The 16,177-nt window shown below is 44.3% G+C and carries 17 protein-coding genes; 9 read left to right on the plus strand and 8 right to left on the minus strand.

Features of this window, described 5'->3' with window-relative positions:
* Window positions 1–999 carry a DNA polymerase III subunit delta gene (gene holA / locus C3F22_RS11995; RefSeq protein ID WP_104426617.1) on the plus strand — a complete coding sequence of 333 codons (999 nt, stop codon included), beginning with the start codon at window positions 1–3 and terminating at the stop codon, window positions 997–999.
* On the opposite strand, the gene C3F22_RS12000 is transcribed toward holA, so the two are convergent.
* The gene (locus C3F22_RS12000; protein WP_224214010.1) at window positions 996–1,385 is read right to left on the minus strand and encodes a bacteriohemerythrin; all 390 of its coding nucleotides are present in this window, start codon (window positions 1,383–1,385) and stop codon (window positions 996–998) included. The genes holA and C3F22_RS12000 overlap by 4 nt on opposite strands.
* A gap of 443 nt (window positions 1,386–1,828) precedes the next feature.
* Between C3F22_RS12000 and C3F22_RS12005 the strand changes: the two genes are divergently transcribed.
* From C3F22_RS12005 to C3F22_RS12015, 3 genes are read left to right on the plus strand one after another with little or no spacing between them, the layout of a single operon-like run.
* Window positions 1,829–3,184, plus strand: coding sequence for a MacA family efflux pump subunit (locus C3F22_RS12005; RefSeq protein ID WP_034580270.1), 1,356 nt, complete (start codon window positions 1,829–1,831; stop codon window positions 3,182–3,184).
* 2 nt (window positions 3,185–3,186) lie between these two features.
* Window positions 3,187–5,163 carry a MacB family efflux pump subunit gene (locus tag C3F22_RS12010; RefSeq protein ID WP_005232157.1) on the plus strand — a complete coding sequence of 659 codons (1,977 nt, stop codon included), beginning with the start codon at window positions 3,187–3,189 and terminating at the stop codon, window positions 5,161–5,163.
* 10 nt (window positions 5,164–5,173) lie between these two features.
* Window positions 5,174–6,586: an efflux transporter outer membrane subunit gene (locus C3F22_RS12015; protein ID WP_005232159.1), complete on the plus strand. Its 1,413-nt coding sequence runs from the start codon at window positions 5,174–5,176 to the stop codon at window positions 6,584–6,586.
* A 55-nt stretch (window positions 6,587–6,641) separates the two neighbouring features.
* Here the strand turns inward: C3F22_RS12015 and C3F22_RS12020 are convergent, their stop codons facing one another.
* Both C3F22_RS12020 and C3F22_RS12025 read right to left on the minus strand, forming a co-directional pair.
* Window positions 6,642–8,456, minus strand: a complete 1,815-nt coding sequence (locus C3F22_RS12020) for a tetratricopeptide repeat protein (protein ID WP_104426618.1) — start codon at window positions 8,454–8,456, stop codon at window positions 6,642–6,644.
* 104 nt (window positions 8,457–8,560) lie between these two features.
* Window positions 8,561–9,331 carry a ThiF family adenylyltransferase gene (locus tag C3F22_RS12025; protein WP_104426619.1) on the minus strand — a complete coding sequence of 257 codons (771 nt, stop codon included), beginning with the start codon at window positions 9,329–9,331 and terminating at the stop codon, window positions 8,561–8,563.
* 198 nt (window positions 9,332–9,529) lie between these two features.
* Between C3F22_RS12025 and C3F22_RS12030 the strand changes: the two genes are divergently transcribed.
* Entirely contained in the window at window positions 9,530–9,778 is a 249-nt protein-coding gene (locus C3F22_RS12030; protein ID WP_005232166.1) for a hypothetical protein, read from the plus strand.
* A 34-nt stretch (window positions 9,779–9,812) separates the two neighbouring features.
* Here the strand turns inward: C3F22_RS12030 and orn are convergent, their stop codons facing one another.
* Window positions 9,813–10,367, minus strand: a complete 555-nt coding sequence (gene orn / locus C3F22_RS12035; RefSeq protein WP_004782074.1) for an oligoribonuclease — start codon at window positions 10,365–10,367, stop codon at window positions 9,813–9,815.
* Between the two features lie 124 nt (window positions 10,368–10,491).
* Between orn and rsgA the strand changes: the two genes are divergently transcribed.
* The 4 genes from rsgA to secB all read left to right on the plus strand — a co-directional run bounded on the left by rsgA (window position 10,492) and on the right by secB (window position 12,821).
* Window positions 10,492–11,550, plus strand: coding sequence for a small ribosomal subunit biogenesis GTPase RsgA (gene rsgA, locus C3F22_RS12040; RefSeq protein ID WP_034169898.1), 1,059 nt, complete (start codon window positions 10,492–10,494; stop codon window positions 11,548–11,550).
* Between the two features lie 93 nt (window positions 11,551–11,643).
* A complete protein-coding gene (locus C3F22_RS12045) occupies window positions 11,644–12,051 on the plus strand; it encodes a rhodanese-like domain-containing protein (protein ID WP_005232169.1) in 408 nt (135 codons plus the stop codon).
* Window positions 12,052–12,072: 21 nt separating this feature from the next.
* Window positions 12,073–12,327, plus strand: coding sequence for a glutaredoxin 3 (grxC, locus tag C3F22_RS12050; protein WP_034169897.1), 255 nt, complete (start codon window positions 12,073–12,075; stop codon window positions 12,325–12,327).
* A gap of 35 nt (window positions 12,328–12,362) precedes the next feature.
* Window positions 12,363–12,821, plus strand: coding sequence for a protein-export chaperone SecB (gene secB, locus C3F22_RS12055; protein ID WP_004782070.1), 459 nt, complete (start codon window positions 12,363–12,365; stop codon window positions 12,819–12,821).
* Window positions 12,822–12,872: 51 nt separating this feature from the next.
* Here the strand turns inward: secB and C3F22_RS12060 are convergent, their stop codons facing one another.
* The 4 genes from C3F22_RS12060 to C3F22_RS12075 form a co-directional block, all read right to left on the minus strand.
* A complete protein-coding gene (locus C3F22_RS12060; protein WP_034169896.1) occupies window positions 12,873–13,271 on the minus strand; it encodes a cytochrome b562 in 399 nt (132 codons plus the stop codon).
* Window positions 13,272–13,457: 186 nt separating this feature from the next.
* A complete protein-coding gene (locus C3F22_RS12065; protein WP_005232173.1) occupies window positions 13,458–14,264 on the minus strand; it encodes an enoyl-ACP reductase FabI in 807 nt (268 codons plus the stop codon).
* 128 nt (window positions 14,265–14,392) lie between these two features.
* Window positions 14,393–15,214 (minus strand): TatD family hydrolase, encoded by an 822-nt coding sequence (locus tag C3F22_RS12070; protein ID WP_034169895.1) that lies wholly within the window; start codon window positions 15,212–15,214, stop codon window positions 14,393–14,395.
* Window positions 15,211–16,173 carry an RsiV family protein gene (locus tag C3F22_RS12075; protein ID WP_005232176.1) on the minus strand — a complete coding sequence of 321 codons (963 nt, stop codon included), beginning with the start codon at window positions 16,171–16,173 and terminating at the stop codon, window positions 15,211–15,213. The genes C3F22_RS12070 and C3F22_RS12075 overlap by 4 nt, the downstream gene beginning before the upstream one ends.
* Window positions 16,174–16,177: the final 4 nt, after the last annotated feature.

The following is a 16,177-nucleotide window of genomic DNA, read 5'->3' on the forward strand; positions in this document are numbered from 1 at the left end:
ATGAAACTTGATTACCTCCAGGCATTAAAACGTGTCAATGAAGCTCGCGGTGCCTGGGTGTTGCATGGTCAGGAACCTTTGCTGGAACAGAATCTGGTAGATGCCTTTCGTAGCAGCTGGCAAAGCCGTGAAGTTGAACGCCAGCGTTATGATATTAGCTCTGCCTCTGACTGGAAAAATGTCTTCAATGCTTTAAACAGCCTGTCATTATTTTCTAGCCAATTGGCAATTGAAGTGCATGGCAATATCAAACCTGATGCCAGCGGTCTCAAACTGTTAAAAAACTATCTGCAACAGGACAGTGATAACCTGCTGTTGGTGGTCATGCCGAAGCAGGATTCCAGCAGTCTGAAATCCAGCTTTTTCCAGACCATTGATGCCAATGGCGTGAATGTATCACTGGTAGCGAACTACCCAAAAGATCGTCAACAGATCCTCGGGATTGAAGCGGAAAAACTGGGAATTAAGCTGGCCAATGATGCCTGGCAATGGTTAGAGCAGCATCATGAACACAATTTACTAGCTGCCAAAAATAGCCTGATGCGAGTGGCGGATACCTTTGCTGAAGTAGATATTATCCAGATTGACCATCTGTATGCCTGCTTGCAGGACCAGTCCCGTTACAACACCTATGACCTGAGTGATGCCCTGCTCAATGGGAATCTAGCGCAATCAATTAAGATTTTCCAGTATCTGATTGCATCAGGCGAGCCAATGAGCCTGATTTTGTGGAGTATCAGCAAAGAAATGCGTCTATTGATGCAATTATTTGAACAGCCACAAAATGCCTTACAAATCGGTATCTGGAAGACTAAAGTGAGCTTATATCAGCAAGCCTTGCGTCGTTTAAGTCCACAGCGCTTTTTAAACTGGCCTCAGCTTTTGATCCGGATCGACGCTGCAATCAAAGGGATGTCCAGAGAGAACCCTGAACATCTGATCTTGCAGGCCATTGCTGAAATGTGTGGTCAAAGCTTGTTTACATCCCCGAGTGCCTAACTAAAGAAACGCGCGAACCAGCCTTTGCCTTTTTTCTTTTCCTGTGTTCGCAGATAACTCAACATATTGTCCCGTACTGCTTCGACATAATCCTGATCATCGTGCTGAATATGGTTGATGAGCCATTTGGACAGAAGACAATGCAAATCTTTTTCAATGGACTGACCTTGCTCAAACTTCAGGCGATAATCATTTAATTTTTTGACAAATAATTCATGTATACCGCGATGTGAAGTCAAATATTGATAACTCACCTGTTCCAGCAGGTTTTCTTCAAAGCTGAAATGTGACTGGGTATAGTCGATTAAATCGTCTAAAACCTCCCTGATTTTATCGCGATCTCCGGTACTTTTGACCTGCTCTAAAGCATTTATATAGTCCAGAATCTAGCGATGTTGATGATCAATCACCTCAATTCCAATATTGTAACTTTCATTCCATCTATGAACCTCATCAATTTTCTTAGTAAAGTCGTATTATTTTTTCGCTCATTAGCAGCATTATGGCGTATTTTTATCAGCAGTTTAGTGGCCAGGTTTTTGCATGTAGTCTATCTAAGACGTACTTTATACTCCCATGAAGTTTTAATTGATTAATCATATGATCAATATTTTTCAGATAACTAAATCGTATAAAATTTCATCTAAAAAAGATGATTTTAATAGGAGTAGTTCAATGAATCCCTTATATAAAATCAGGTTTTATCTTATATGTTTTTTTAAACCAGGCAGTGGAAAATAGTTCTCATTTTAAATAAAAAAAATTCACGTTTTATCCTAATTTCGCTTTTATAATCAACTGTTATCCTACGACCCAAATCTGAATCCATATGCCAAAAATAAAACCTACGAAACTCATTATGGCGATTGTAATTGCCATCCTGGTGGCAGCCACTGCCTGGTATTTTCTGAAACCTAAAGAGCAGCAGCCACAATACATTACAGCTGAAGTGACCCAAGGGGATATCGAAAATTCGGTACTGGCAACTGGTGTACTTGAAGCCACCAAAATGGTCAGTGTCGGTGCCCAGGTTTCGGGTCAGGTTAAAAAAATGTATGTGCAACTTGGCGATCAGGTCAAACAAGGCCAACTGATTGCCCGAATTGACTCTGTTCGTCAGGAAAATGATTTAAAGACTGCTGAAGCCAGTATTAAAAACCAGATGGCACAGCTTGCCGTGAAACAGGCCAACCTCGCTAAGGTGGAAGCCGAGTATAAGCGTCAGCAAGCCATGTATGCCCAAGATGCAACCTCGCGTTCAGAACTAGAATCTGCATTAGCCAGCTACAAAACCGCTCAGGCAGATATCACCGCGATTAATGCACAGATCGAACAGTCACGTTTAACTCTAGCCACTGCGAAAGAAGATCTCGGTTATACCCAAATTGTGGCGCCAATGGACGGAACCATTGTAGCGATCGTGACTGAAGAAGGTCAGACTGTAAACGCCAATCAAAGTGCACCAACGATTGTGAAACTGGCGCAGCTGGATACCATGACCATTAAAGCGGAAATTTCTGAAGCCGATGTGATGAAAGTTCAGGAAGGTCAAAGTGTTTACTTCACCACTTTAGGTGACAGTGAAACCAAACACTATGCAACATTACGTCAAGTTGAACCTGCACCGGACTCGATCAATACCGAAAGCAACAGCACATCGACTTCATCATCAAGTACTGCGGTGTATTACAACGCCCTATTTGATGTACCGAATGAAGATGGTAAATTACGTATTGATATGACTGCTCAGGTCTACATCATTTTAGATGAAGCGAAAAATGTGCTGACTATTCCTGCCGCAGCGGTGCAAACCTCAAACCGTCCGCAGCGCCGTGCACAAAGTCCCGATAGCGATAAAACACAAGCCAATAATGCTGCCGCTCCTGCTGATGCGAAACAAGGTGAAAATAAAACGGATCGACCTAAACGCTTAGAACTCACTGAAGCAGAAAAAGCCTTGGTTAAACAAGGAAAAGCAACTGTATCGATGGTTCGTGTATTACAAGCAGATGGTTCTGCAAAACCTCAACCTGTATTAATTGGTCTGAATAACCGCGTCACAGCTCAAGTCATCCGCGGCTTAAATCAAGGCGATAAAGTGGTGATTGCAGATGGTTCAGATACTTCAAATGATTCAGCTAAACGCAGCAATCGTGGTGGTGCTGGCGGCCCAATGAGAATGTAATTATGAGTCAAAATCAAACACCTCTACTTGAGGTTAAGAATCTGACTCGTGAATTCCCCGCCGGTGAAAGCACTGTTCAGATTCTTAAAGGGATTAATCTTGAGATTTATCCCGGTGAATTAGTGGCAATCGTAGGTCAGTCGGGTTCAGGTAAATCAACCTTAATGAATATTTTAGGTTGCTTGGACAAACCCACCAACGGTAGCTACAAAGTTAAAGGACGTGAAACCCGCGAGCTTGAGCCTGATGAATTAGCTCAATTGCGTCGTGAGTATTTCGGCTTTATTTTCCAGCGCTATCACTTATTGGGTGATTTAAATGCTACGGGCAACGTTGAAGTACCCGCAATTTATGCCGGTGCCGATGCGACCGAGCGTAATGCTCGTGCCAAGCAATTACTGACCGATCTAGGACTGGGAGACAAAACCCAAAACCGTCCGAGCCAACTGTCTGGTGGTCAGCAACAACGTGTATCGATTGCTCGTGCCTTAATGAATGGTGGTGATGTGATCTTGGCCGATGAACCCACCGGGGCATTGGACAAAAACAGTGGTATTGAGGTCATGCGCATTTTGCGTGAACTGAATGCCAAAGGTCATACCATTATTTTGGTTACCCATGATCATAACGTTGCTAAAAATGCCACGCGCATTATCGAAATTTCAGACGGGAATATCATTTCAGACAAACCGAATGTGCCTGAAGTTGATGATGGTTTCGAGAAAGAAAATCTGGTTCGAAATGAACAAAAGAAAATCTCGAGCTGGCGTTCTGCAGTAGACCGTCTCGGTGAAGCTTTCCGTATGGCCTTATTGGCCATGAATGCACACCGGATGCGGACCTTCCTGACCATGCTCGGCATCATTATCGGGATCGCGTCGGTGGTTTCAGTCGTTGCCCTCGGTAATGGCTCACAAAAGCAGATTCTGGAAAATATCAGCAGTCTTGGGACCAATACCATTACCGTGTTCCAAGGCCGGGGCTTTGGGGATAATTCCCGAACTGCACAAGTGAAAACCTTGATTCCTGATGATGCTACTGCCCTATCGGAACAACCTTATGTCGATGGTGTCAGTCCATCGGTCAACAGTAGTGTCACCGGACGCTTCAAAGAGATCGAAGCATCGACCACGGTCAACGGTGTCAGTGAAGACTTCTTCTATGTCAAAGGTATGAACTTCGAGTCAGGTCAGCCCTTTGATAAAGAAAGTGTGACCGAACAAGCTCAGGACGTGGTGATTGATAGCAATACCAAAAACACTTTCTTTGCGGATGGCACTAATCCTGTCGGTCAAGTCATTCTATTGGGTAGTGTACCGAGTCGGGTGATTGGCGTCATTGAAGAACAAAAAAGCATGATGGGCAACTCAGACAGCCTGAATGTGTATTTGCCTTATTCAACCGTCATGAGCCGTATGCTGGGACAATCCAATGTACGCAGTATCATTGTGCGTATTAAAGATGAATACCCAAGTGCGGCTGCGGAAAATGCCATTTTAAGCCTATTGGTACAACGCCATGGTGCTCAAGATGTGTTTACGCAAAACTCCGACAGTATTCGTGAAACCATTCAAGAAACCACTCAGACCATGACGCTTCTGGTTTCGGCTATCGCCGTCATTTCCCTAGTGGTCGGTGGTATTGGTGTGATGAACATTATGCTGGTTTCGGTGACTGAACGTACGCAAGAAATCGGGGTACGGATGGCGGTCGGTGCGCGCCAAAGTGACATTCTGCAGCAATTCCTGATTGAAGCTGTTCTGGTTTGTATTCTGGGCGGTATCTTAGGCGTATTGCTGTCACTCGGTATCGGTCAGCTGATTACCCATTTTGCTGAAGGAACCTTCCAGATGGCATACTCAACCACATCGATTGTCGCGGCCTTTGTCTGCTCAAGTCTGATCGGTATTGTGTTCGGCTTTATCCCGGCACGTAATGCAGCCCGTTTGAATCCGGTCGATGCACTTTCTCGAGAATAAGGAATCTGATATGCATACTCTTACCAAACTTGCCAGTGCCCTGATTCTAGGGAGTTCATTGGTCGGCTGTGCGGCCGTGGTGAAAACGCCGTATGAACAACCTGCTGTACAGGTACCTAATAACTTTCAAAACAGTAAAGCTGTAAGTCAGCAAATTCATGCTGATATTCTCGCAGATCAATGGTGGACTCTATTTAAAGATCCCCAATTAAATAGTCTGGTGAATGACGTACTGGCAGCCAATAGTGATCTGGCCGTGGCCGGGATCAATTTGCAGCAAGCCCGTATTCAAGCCAGACAGACACAAAGCCAGCAAGGTGTACGTATCAGTGATGCTGGTTTAACCACACGTAGAAGCTTTGATCTGGAAGATGGCAGCAGTTCATCCGGTTTTGGGGTTAATTTCCCTGGCTTAAGCTATGAACTGGATCTGTTCGGTAAACTGGCCAATCAGACTGAAGCAGCGCGTTGGGAGGCCCTGGCATCTGAAGAGGACTTACAGGCGACTGCACAAAGTCTGATTGGTACGACTGCTCAACTGTACTGGCAGCTGGGTTATCTAAATGAACGTTATAGCGTGGTTCAACAAAACCTGGCGACTGCACAGCGTACGTATGATCTGGTCAATGTCCAGTATCGTGCCGGTGCAGTGTCTGGTCTCGATCTGACTCAAGCTGAACAGGCCATTCAAAGCCAGCAAGCGACCTTAAGCCAAATTGAACAGCAGCGTGTGGAAACACGTACGGCACTGGCAGTACTCATGAATATGCCTGTGCAACAGCTTTCGATTCAGGAACCTCAACGTTTACCGAATATTGCCTTACCGTCGATTGAAGCTGGCTTGCCTGCTAGCCTTCTCTCCCGCCGTCCTGACTTGAGAGCCACTGAACTGCGTTTGCGTAAAGCCTTGGCCAACAAGGATGCCAACAAGGCCAGTTATTATCCTTCGATCAGCCTGACTGGCAGCCTAAGTACTGGCGTAGGCACCAGTTCATCATTGTCAGATGCACTTAAAAATCCGGTGGCGACCTTAGGCGCAGGACTCAGCCTGCCATTCCTGCAATGGAATGATATGAAACGTGATTTACAGGTGAATGAACTGGAATACGAAAAGGCAATTATCCAGTATCGTCAGACCATGTACGAAGCTTTTGCCGATGTAGAGAATGCCCTGTCTAATCGCACTGAACTCACCAAACAGGTTGCGTTACAACAACGTAATGTTGAACTGGCTGAACGTACAGAACGTTTGACTGAAGTGCGTTATCGTAATGGTGCAGTGGCATTGAAAAATCTGCTGGATGCACAAGAGACTACACGTAATGCCCGTCTGTCTTTGGTGCAAACCCGACAAAGCCAATACAATGCTTATGTGACCCTGATGCAAGCTTTGGGGGGTAGCCCGATCAAGCAACTGCCTTAAGCAATACATTTAACTCAATAAAAAACCGCTGTTAGTCAGCGGCTTTTTTTGAAGTTTACATATGCAGATAAGCATTTACATTGTTGAGCTGTTCAATAGAAGGCTCATGTCCTAACAGACTGCCTTTTTCCAGCCATTGACGGGCAATTGCAATATCACGTTCTACACCAATGCCTTTGGTATATAAGCACCCCAGATGACTATAAGCATCGGCATTCACCTGCGCAGCCGCTTTACGATAGCACTGGATTGCCTGATCCAAATTGGCTTCAATACCAATTCCTTGTTCCAAAGCTTCACCTAAAGCATTTAGTGCGAGACCATTATGCTGGCTCGCAGCCTGTTGCAGATACTTCAGTCCTAAAGCCGTATCTTGCTCCACCTTCTTGCCCTTTAAATGCATCATGCCCAATTCGGCCTGTGCTTGTGCATTTCCCAATTGAGCTGCCTGATGCAGATAACGTTTGGCCTGTTCCTCATTCACTGCAAAGACTGGATAAAAATCACTATAAGCCTGATACAAATACCAGGCAGCCTTACTTGAACCTTTCGCCACCGCCTGATTCAAATATTGAATTGCTTTTTCTCGTGTCGGTAGTGGATATTCAGGCAAGCCATAAAAACGTCCCACTATATAAATCAGATCAGCTTCAGACTGTGCTGCAAGTTGCTCTTGCTGTGCGATTGCCTGAATCATTTGGGTAGCTTTAGTCGTATCTTTGGCTACCCCCACTCCGTTTAAATAGCAGAGTGCCCGACCCATATGACTAAATCGATGACCAGGATCGCTTTGCAAGGCATGTTGATAGAGTTCAAATGCTTTCTCCGGTTCATGTGCGACCAGATAGGATTCAAAATATAGTGCGGCAATCAGACTCAAGGCCTGAGGATGCTGAGTTTGTGCTGCTTCAGACCAGTAACGAAATGCCATGGTTTCATTTTTTTGCACATACCAACCATGAAAATAGGCCAGACCGATCAGAGTTTTGGCCTGTGCATCTTTATGTTCTTTAGACTGCTGTAATAGATGCTGAAACACCCGTTGACGTTGATCAGGATCAATAGTGCCGAGTAACACGCCAGCATAGTAATCATATAAACCACTCTGATCACCAAGATGAATACAGCGTTTAATGAAACTCAAAGCCTGCTGTTGATCTTTGGGCAAGATTTTGCCATTTGCATAGGCTTCGGCAATATCCTGATTGGCTGCCAAGTGATCCTGCTGTGCTGCCAGAAACAGATAATGGATCCCCAAACTTAAATCTTGCGCTGCACCATCTGCCAAATAATATTGGGCTAACTGATACTGTGAATTGGCATGTCCCTGCTCGGCATTTCGAATTAACAGTTGCAGACGTTGCTGTTCTGCAGTGTCATGATCAGATTCGGACAGCTCAGTGATGCGATACTGCGCATCCAGATGACCGCGCGCGACCGCATACCGATACCAGTACAAGGCTTTTTCAGGATTATTTAATTGGTATTGATGACCATCATAGATCTGACCTAAATGATAGGCTGCATCTTCCCCACCTAAACTATAAGCTTTTTCAAGAAAGCTAATCGCTTTTTCCGTGCTCTGCTCACGCCCCTGTCCGTTTAAATGCATCAAGGCCATACCCACATAAGCCTGTGGCAATTCCTGCTGCTGGGCCAGCCCCTGATAAATTTGATAGGCGCGTTCATAATCCGGATAATGTGGATCCGTACTTAGACGGGTTGCATATTTCAATTGAGCATCAATCTGCTCAATCCATAGATCATGATGCACGGCTTTGGCCTGATCACGTTTCACCGGATCAGGACGTTTCCACATCCAGATTGCTAAAGCCCCAATCCCCAAAACCAGCACTAGCAAAAACCACATAGCTGCTCCAAAACCAAAAGATTGTTTTTGTTATATGTATAAAAATTCATTTTAAACTTAGCATAAAAAAAAGCACAAATTGTGTGCTTTTTTTGTTGACTCAATTAGGCTTTCAGTCTTTTGCTATCAAGCTTTTTCAATACTTCCGATACCGCAACCATGGCGAAGCTAGAAGTCACTACCACTGCAGAACCATAACCACCACAGCGCAAGCCTGCGCTTGCACAAACATCTGCACTCGAGAATGGATTATCGATAGAGTAGACGCAAGTGATCCCAAATTTTTCTTTTGGCTTTTTACGGATGCCTTTAGCACGTAATTGCGCACGTAATTTTGCAAGCATTGGATCCTGTTCGGTTCTGGATAAATCGGCTACCCGGATTTTTAACGGATCCAGTTTACCGCCTGCTCCACCGGATACAATCAATGGAATCTTGTTAAAACGGCAATGCAGCATCAAGGCAAACTTTGCTTTGACGTCATCGATACAGTCCAGAATGATGTCAGGATTTCCTGACAGAATTTCTTTCACATTTTCTGGCGTCAGATAATCATCAATCAGATTGATTTTAATTCGAGGATTAATCGAGCGGCAGCGTTCTGCCATGATCTCGATTTTTTCACATCCCAGTGTTGCGGTCATGGCTGGTAACTGACGGTTAATATTCGATGCTGCGACCACATCCATATCGACCAGTGTGAGCTCGCCAATCCCGGTACGTGCCAGTGCTTCGACTGCCCATGAACCAACACCACCAATTCCGATCACCATCACATGACTGTTTTCATAATGATGAAAGCTATCGTCACCATAAATTTTGGCTACACCCGCAAAGCGGCGGTCATACTCATCATCTTGAAGCAGATCAGTCATAGGTCATCAATAGCAAGAAAAACACCAGAGTATTTTAGCAAAATCATGGGCACTTTACTGCCACTAAAATCCAGATACAAAATCAGTCAAAAAAGCCTTCTTGCGCCATCGCTAAAACACGTAAAATCGATCAAATTACAACCATAATAAACTTCACAATATTTCAATTAGGATTACCTTAAAGGGAGTCAGATCAGCATGCTATTTAACGCCCTTTTTGCCCTGATGGTTTTACTGTTCCTGCTCTATCTTTACGGTTTAACCTTTAAAAAGCAGAAAAACTATTATCTTAGTATCATGATCCGTATCCTGACTTTGGGATTATTTGCCTTGATTATTTTGGATCAATATGAAACCCAGACCCATCTTGCTCTGGTGCTTCTGACCTGGGTACTGTTTGAGAGTAGTGAAAACTTTTATCGCAAGAAACTTTCTGCGAGCAAATAAAAAAGAGGCTTTCGCCTCTTTTTCACTGTTCGGATTATTTATTCATAATGAAGAAATATTCACGATAATATTTCAGTTCAGCAATCGAATCACGAATGTCATCCATGGCTAGATGCGAAGCATTTTTCTTCAGGCCACTCATGATTTCAGGACGCCAGCGTTTTGCCAACTCTTTTACTGAAGATACGTCCAGATTACGGTAATGGAAATACTGTTCCAGTTCAGGCATTAAACGGTGCAGAAAGCGACGATCCTGACAGATCGAGTTACCACACATAGGCGATACTTTTGGATTCACCCATTTTTTCAGGAATTCAATGGTTTCACGTTCTGCATCCTGAGCAGTCAATTTACTGCGGCGTACGCGCTCAATCAGGCCAGACTGACCATGCTGGCGAGTATTCCACTCGTCCATCGCATTCAGGATACGGTCAGATTGATGCACAGCTAGCACGGGCCCTTCGGCAAGAATATTTAGGTTATCGTCCGTTACAATCGTGGCAACTTCAATAATCTGGTCATTGTCTGTATCCAGACCTGTCATTTCCAGGTCAATCCAAATCAGGCGGCTATCCGGGGTGCTGCTCATAAATGTGCAATCTTATTAGGCTATAAAACATTTATAGTAGCAAATTTATTACGTCGATGCTGTAACTGACACCCCGCTTCATGCTATTTTTGCCATCTCGCTCCCATGGTTTTTTAGGATTTGAATGGCTTTAATACGTAAACGTCGTTTAACTGAACAACAACAACGTCGTATTCAAAAACAGCATAAAACGCGTCAGGAAGAGATCGATACCTCTCAAGACCTGGAAGGGCTGGTCGTGCAGCATTATGGCCGCCAGCTTGAAGTCCAGGCCTTGTCCGTACCTGAACAGCATCCTGAAAAACCGGTCGTGGCTGAAGGCGAACCTGAGCCCTTCTGGAAGCCGATTGAACTGGGTAGTGTCTGGCGCTGCCATACCCGAACCAACCTGGAATTGCTGGTAACAGGCGACCGAGTCAGATGGCAGGCTGATCCAAATACCGGACTCGGCATTATTACGGCGATTCATCCGCGCACTTCTTTGCTGACCCGTCCTGACCGTTACCACAAGGTTAAACCGGTTGCCGCCAATATTTCCCTGATTGTGATTGTGTTTGCGCCATTGCCTGAACCAGCTCCGGGTCTGATTGACCGTTATCTGGTGGCTTGCGCAGATGCAGAGATTCCAGCGCTTTTAGTTCTGAATAAATCAGATTTGCTTAAGGAAAATGATCCAATTCTGGATTTGCTTAAAGAATATAAAGATCTGGGTTATGAAGTGATGCAAACCCAGTCCGATGGCGATCTGACAGAACTGTCCGCTCGTCTGAATGAGGAAACTGTAGCGTTTGTCGGTCAGTCAGGTGTCGGTAAAAGCACGCTGATTAATGCGATCGTCCCGGATGCTGCACAGAAAACCAATGTCATTTCTGAAAACTCAGCACTGGGGCAACATACCACGACCTCCACACGTCTGATTTCCTTTGGTGATGGCGCTGCTCTCATCGACTCACCGGGAATCCGTGAATTTGGTCTCTGGCATCTGACCTTGGACAAAGTCCAAAGCGGTTTTCCGGAAATTGAAAATCTGCTCGGTCACTGCCAATTCCGTAACTGCACCCATAAACATGAAAAGCAGTGTGCCTTACGTCAGGCAGCATCAACAGGGGAAATTTTGCCGCGCCGACTGGACAGCTATTTACGTTTAATTGACGAAATTAACGAAGCGCAGCAAAAAAATTAATTTTCTTAAGGCTTAGCCCTTGAAGCGGTGATTTTGATCACCATATTTATGAGCTATACTCTTGGCAATTTTAAAATTGTAATTAGGTGAATTGTGGAACGTTGGTTCGAGTTTATGGGGAATCACCCCTTCTTGTTTGGAACACTCGCGGTACTCGTGGTTGTATTCTTCATCATCGAAGGTCAACGTAATGGTCGCAAAATCTCTCCGCAATCGCTGGGAATTTTAGTTAAAGCAAAAAATGCCATGCTGATTGATTTACGTGATGCTAAAGACTTCCGTGAAGGTCACATCAGTGGTAGCCGTAACATTCCATATAGCCAAATTACAAAACACGTTGATGAGTTAAAAGCATCTGATCGCCCGTTGGTGTTCATTTGTAATCTTGGGCAAGTTGCAGGTTCTGCGCTTCAACAGGTAGGTCATGCAGATGCCTACCGTCTGGATGGCGGCATTACAAACTGGAAAGCTCAAGGTTTACCTTTGGTGAAAAGCAAATAATCTGCGAACAGGAGATTGATCATGGCTGAAGTTACTATCTATTCGACGACAGTATGTCCGTATTGTATCCGTGCAAAACAGCTCCTTGAGCGCAAAGGTGTTGCATACAAAGAAATTAATTTATCGAATGAAGCCCCTGAAGTGCGTCTTGAATTGATGCAACGCACCAATCATCGTACCGTGCCACAGATTTTTATTAATGAACAATTTATCGGTGGTTTTGATCAACTTTATGCCCTAGAGCGTGAAGGCAAACTAGACGAATTATTGGCTTAATCTACTAAAACCTACCTCATATCAAGGATTAAAGAATGAGTGAAGAACAACAAGCTCAACCACAATTGGCATTAGAGCGTATTTACACTAAAGATATTTCTTTTGAAGTTCCTGGGGCACAAGTTTTTACCAAGCAATGGCAACCTGAGTTAAACATCAACCTTTCTTCTTCTGCAGAAAAAATTGATCCGACTCATTTTGAAGTGGCTTTAAAAGTTGTGGTTCAAGCGACCAATGAAGGTGATACAGCGTTTATCGTTGACGTGACTCAAGCAGGGATTTTCCTGATTGATGGCGTTGAAGAAGAGCGTCTGCCATACATTCTTGGTGCTTACTGCCCGAACATCCTGTTCCCGTTCCTTCGTGAAGCGGTGAATGATATGGTGACTAAAGGCAGCTTCCCGCAATTACTGCTTACACCAATCAACTTCGATGCTGAATTTGAAGCGAACATGCAACGTGCGCAAGCTGCTGCTGTTGAAGGTCAAGCTTAATCACTTGATCTTGAAGTTAAAAAAGACCGCAATAGCGGTCTTTTTTATGGCTTATTTAAAGGCTTGATGCCCCTGCTTTTTAATCTGATCCATTTTCACTGTGAGAGTTTGGGCTTTGGTTAGCTGATTGGCTGCAACAAATTGTTCAGCTTGTTTAATCTCTTTCAATAAGTCAGTTAACAATCCCTGATAAGCCGTAACTTTCGCATCTTTGGATTTTAGCTTTTGCAGACCTGATGGTAAATTTTTCTGGCAAACTTCCACAGATTTTTGCATACCTTGCAATGCTGCCCGCGCCTCTTTGCTATCTTTGGCAGATTTGAAATTTTTTAAATGATGGTCGAGTTCATGCATATTGTCATGATAGTGACTGTCTTCTGCCATGCTCGACGTGGTGATCCCCACTGTGCCCATCACAAAAATCATGCTGATTAAAAAATTTTTAAACATCCTTATTATCCTGTATTGTTTTTATATTAAACATCTTAGTGGGAAAGTCCTGAAAGATAAATTATTTTGATCCGAATTCTTGTATCCCTTGTCATCAGACTTACATCATTAACAATTAAAGTTAAAAATAAAAACCCCTCAATAATGAGGGGTTTTCTTTGCTGAAAATTGATCTTTTAAAAAGACTTATTCTGCATCCAGCATCAGTTCAGCACTCATGCCTACTGTGTTATAACCCGCATCGACATACATGATTTCACCAGTGATCCCGTTTGCCCATGGTGAGCACAGGAACAAGGCTGCATTACCGACATCTTCAATGGTCACATTGCGTTTTAGTGGAGCCACTTTTTCATTCAGATCCAGCATTTTACGGAATGATTTAATGCCAGACGCCGCCAATGTACGGATTGGACCTGCTGAGATCGCATTCACACGGATACCTTCTGCACCCAGGCTAGATGCCAGGTAACGTACACCTGCTTCTAAAGAGGCCTTCGCCAGACCCATCACGTTGTAGTTTGGCATCACACGCTCAGAACCTTGATAAGTCAGCGTTAACAGGCAGCCTTGACGTACAGCCAGTAATGGCTTCGCAGCACGTGCCATCGCGATAAAGCTGTACGCACTGATGTCATGGGCAATCTTGAAACCTTCACGGTCGGTTACATCAGTAAAGTCACCATCTAGGGTATGTGCTGGCGCAAAACCGATTGAATGTACGACGCCATCCAGACCATCCCAGTGTTTTGCCAGTTCTGCAAATGCATTGTCAATTTCTGCATCTACTGCCACATCACAAGGAAAAACCAATTCAGAACCGAATTGTGCAGCAAAATCATCTACACGTTTTTTCAGCTTTTCATTTGGATAAGTAAAAGCGAGTTCTGCACCTTCACGATGTAATGCCTGAGCAATACCAAAAGCAATTGATAATTTACTTGCAATACCTGCGATCAAGAAGCGCTTACCCGCCAATAGTCCTTGTGCCATGTGAATCTCACTCAAAATAATTTATATGCATGATGCCAAGTCTAAAGCATTTTAGAAATTGCATAATGCGCCTTTTTTCACTGGATCATAAATTGGAATCCAGTTTCCGACCGATGTAGGGTTTTATCTTAAATCGCCAGATGTAAAGCCTGATGGGTATTTTTCCAGAGCTGCTGTGCTAGTTCATCTTGATCCATGTGCAGACTCTTGGCCAGGCCTTGCAGGACATAAGGCAGATTGGCAGGCGTATTGCGAGTTCGCTGCTCAGTAGAATGCTGGCAACATAAAGGCGTCATGTCCGGACAATCGGTTTCAAGCACCAGATATTCCGGCCCTACCTGTTGTACCACCTGATGCAGTTTTTTAGCATTCGGATTGGTGATTTGTCCTGTTATTCCAAGCTTGAAGCCCAGCTTGATAAAGGCTTTGGCTTCTTCAATCCCGCCACCAAAGGCATGGGCAATACCGCCCTGTTTAAACTGATGCTGTTTTAGAATCTGTAAAACATCGGCATGAGATTTACGGATATGCAGTAACACAGGTTTATCAAACTGCTGCGCCAGTTCCAGCTGTGCAGCAAAAAAATCTTTCTGTTTCTGAAAAAGTTCCGGCTGTTTATGCCGTTTATCGAAAGTATCCAGACCAATTTCACCAATGGCAATACAAGGCTCTGTGCTTAATAACTGCTCCAGATCCTGTAAATGCTCAGGTTGATGCTGCTCAATATAAAATGGATGCAGGCCGGGTGCCAGATGACTTTGAGGCGCATTGTCTAACTGATTAATAAAATGATGCGTCTGCAATAAATCCTTAAACCGGCTCTGTAAAAAACCAATTAAGACCAGATGCTCCACCCCTGCTGCTTTGGATGCATAAGCCAGCTGTTCCCGATCATGATCGAAATCGGGAACATCAAAATGGGTATGGGTATCAAATAACGAAACCATCAGCGTGCTTTGGCAGGAGTTGCAGGCTCGGCTTCTGAAGCAGCGTTCTCTGTTTGAGGCAGATATTCAGGTTTCAGAATGCCATTCAGCTGTTCATAAGGAATGACCAGACGTGGCAAACCCACCACATAAGGACCAATCTCATATTCGGCATATTGCAGCGCCAGTCCCTGTTTAGACAGGTAAAAATTATCTGTCAGCTTAAATTTCCAGGCCTGTTCATATTCAGCTACATCATTGGCCAGTTTGGATTCCATCACCCAGATTTTAAAAGCCTCATAAGCTTTGGCTTCGAGCTGAGCCTTTTGTTTAGGCAGAATGATATCATCCAGCTTAATCAGCTTTTTCTGCTCAAGATCAAAATTGTAGTAGGTTTGAGCAGAAGCGCCATGCGCACCACCGAGATAATGGGTACTGTTTAAGACCACAGTCGCGAGTGGATCACCAGATTGTAGAATTCTCGGTTTGATCATCAAGCTGATACTATGGCTGGCACTGAGTGCTTTCAACTCCTTATCCAGATTCAGGAAAGTCTGCATATGCGGCTGAATCTGCTGTTCAAGCTGCTGTTTTGGAGTTTTGACATTGGCTAATGCAGTTTTTGGTTCGGAAGCAGCGGCTTCAGCTTCACTTGCTGCAGATGCTTTCGCCGGTTCAATCGCATCAATAGACAAAATGCCCTGTAGCTGCTGCAGAATCTGCTGATCTATCCATTCATCGATAAATGGCTGATTGCTTTTCAATCTCTCGATAGAAATCTCAGGACAGTTTTTTCCTTCACATTCAGGCAAGGCCAGTTTCAGCTTCTCAGTATCACCACTCAGCTTCAGCACTTCAGGCTGAGCCTGTACCACTTCAGGCGCAGCAGGCTCTTTCGGCTCTTTTTCCTTAGGCTGGCAGGCACTCAGCAAAACCGCTGATGCCAATACTGACAGACATAAAACATTCTTATAATTTGACATGCAT

Origin of the sequence: Acinetobacter sp. ACNIH1, assembly GCF_002934695.1 — a bacterium.
Classification (GTDB): domain Bacteria; phylum Pseudomonadota; class Gammaproteobacteria; order Pseudomonadales; family Moraxellaceae; genus Acinetobacter; species Acinetobacter variabilis.

Bases quoted from the DNA above. Each gene is read 5' to 3' on its own strand.
- holA (WP_104426617.1), top strand. From the start codon at position 1: ATGAAACTTGATTACCTCCAGGCATTAAAACGTGTCAATGAAGCTCGC.
- C3F22_RS12005 (WP_034580270.1), top strand. From the start codon at position 1,829: ATGCCAAAAATAAAACCTACGAAACTCATTATGGCGATTGTAATTGCC.
- C3F22_RS12010 (WP_005232157.1), top strand. From the start codon at position 3,187: ATGAGTCAAAATCAAACACCTCTACTTGAGGTTAAGAATCTGACTCGT.
- C3F22_RS12015 (WP_005232159.1), top strand. From the start codon at position 5,174: ATGCATACTCTTACCAAACTTGCCAGTGCCCTGATTCTAGGGAGTTCA.
- C3F22_RS12020 (WP_104426618.1), bottom strand. From the start codon at position 8,456: ATGTGGTTTTTGCTAGTGCTGGTTTTGGGGATTGGGGCTTTAGCAATC.
- C3F22_RS12025 (WP_104426619.1), bottom strand. From the start codon at position 9,331: ATGACTGATCTGCTTCAAGATGATGAGTATGACCGCCGCTTTGCGGGT.
- C3F22_RS12030 (WP_005232166.1), top strand. From the start codon at position 9,530: ATGCTATTTAACGCCCTTTTTGCCCTGATGGTTTTACTGTTCCTGCTC.
- orn (WP_004782074.1), bottom strand. From the start codon at position 10,367: ATGAGCAGCACCCCGGATAGCCGCCTGATTTGGATTGACCTGGAAATG.
- rsgA (WP_034169898.1), top strand. From the start codon at position 10,492: ATGGCTTTAATACGTAAACGTCGTTTAACTGAACAACAACAACGTCGT.
- grxC (WP_034169897.1), top strand. From the start codon at position 12,073: ATGGCTGAAGTTACTATCTATTCGACGACAGTATGTCCGTATTGTATC.
- secB (WP_004782070.1), top strand. From the start codon at position 12,363: ATGAGTGAAGAACAACAAGCTCAACCACAATTGGCATTAGAGCGTATT.
- C3F22_RS12060 (WP_034169896.1), bottom strand. From the start codon at position 13,271: ATGTTTAAAAATTTTTTAATCAGCATGATTTTTGTGATGGGCACAGTG.
- C3F22_RS12065 (WP_005232173.1), bottom strand. From the start codon at position 14,264: ATGGCACAAGGACTATTGGCGGGTAAGCGCTTCTTGATCGCAGGTATT.
- C3F22_RS12075 (WP_005232176.1), bottom strand. From the start codon at position 16,173: ATGTCAAATTATAAGAATGTTTTATGTCTGTCAGTATTGGCATCAGCG.